The 1271-nt window shown below is 47.3% G+C and carries 2 protein-coding genes; one reads left to right on the top strand and one right to left on the bottom strand.

What is annotated here, in order from left to right:
• Positions 1-536: hypothetical protein (locus HWQ67_RS18905; RefSeq protein WP_218254245.1), on the bottom strand; the 536-nt coding region annotated here is incomplete at its 3' end.
• A 352-nt stretch (positions 537-888) separates the two neighbouring features.
• Between HWQ67_RS18905 and greA the strand changes: the two genes are divergently transcribed.
• Positions 889-1271: transcription elongation factor GreA (greA, locus tag HWQ67_RS18910; RefSeq protein WP_255317357.1), on the top strand; the 383-nt coding region annotated here is incomplete at its 3' end.

Below are 1271 nucleotides of genomic sequence, written 5' to 3' on the forward strand. Positions count from 1 at the left end.
TTGGCCGATGATAACGTTACCTTGTCGTTAGATGCCTTATAATAATAGTCTTTAAGGTTATCTGTCAGGACACTGGCAAAGTCACTTTCGGTATAAGTGCCCGATATGTCGTTGAACTGTACCAGGATGAAGAGTACTTTGCCGTTAAACGTCCCCTGTGGTGCGGCAGCCAGTGGCTCTTGCCGGCGTTCATTATGCGTGATCTTTCTGCCGCGTAATGGTGAGACGTGTTTGCTCAGACCTGTTGGTTCTTCGTTTGCATGTATTGCACTTAACACGGGCCGGTCGGCAGCGTCATACCCTGTAACGTAGTACCAATAACCATCGTTGCCCCGGTCTATTGTATACCCACTGGCCGTCTCAACCCGGTTTGACCACTCATCCCCACCAATGGCCACCGTTACGATGCTGCCATCGGGTTGTTCCAATTCGCTGACACCAGGATTAGCCGACACTGCAAAAGACATCGCCGGAACACCAAGTGCAAAACACAGGACAAACAACACTAACCACTTTTTCCCATTGCTTGATAACATAATACAAACCTCCGTAAAACAACTGTTTCTTTGTTTTTCAGACCAATAAAATTAGTACTGAACACAGATTCTCCTCTGCACATGTTACTGAATTGTATAAAAAAAACAGAGCTAACCACCCCTGCCTTAATCCACCTTGGATAATAAAACAGCTCACGCATAAGTGTCAAGGTCTGTAGAAAATATCCTTGGTATGGTCAACAGTGCTTGCTCTTCTTTATTTTTGTGTTTGTTAATATTTCATGATATGGTATATAATGTAATAAAGGCAGTGCAGACCGCTTTCCCTATACAAGCGAGGGGACGTCTTTTATAGCGAAATTTTTTACTATAATGTTTAAAGGAGGTTAGAATGGAAAGGGTTCCGATGACCCCAGGGGGGTATAAGCAACTCAAGGAGGAACTTGACAGGTTGCTGAAGACAGAGAGACCTCAGAACATCAAAGACATCGCCACGGCACGGGCGCACGGGGACCTGTCTGAGAATGCCGAGTACCATGCCGCACGTGAGAGACAGTCCTTCCTTGAGGGCAGGATACAGGAGCTACAGGACAAACTCGCACGGGCGCAGGTGATTGACCCTGCCAAGCTCAAGCAAAACACCGTGGCCTTTGGTGCCACTGTCAGCGTCTTTGATGTTGACACGGAACAGGAGAAGCAATTTACGCTCGTTGGAGCCGATGAGGCCAATGCCAAAAACGGCAAAATATCCGTTACCTCTCCGGTGGGCAGGGC

The sequence above is a fragment of the Candidatus Magnetobacterium casense genome (genome assembly GCF_019173545.1).
GTDB lineage: Bacteria > Nitrospirota > Thermodesulfovibrionia > Thermodesulfovibrionales > Magnetobacteriaceae > Magnetobacterium > Magnetobacterium cryptolimnobacter.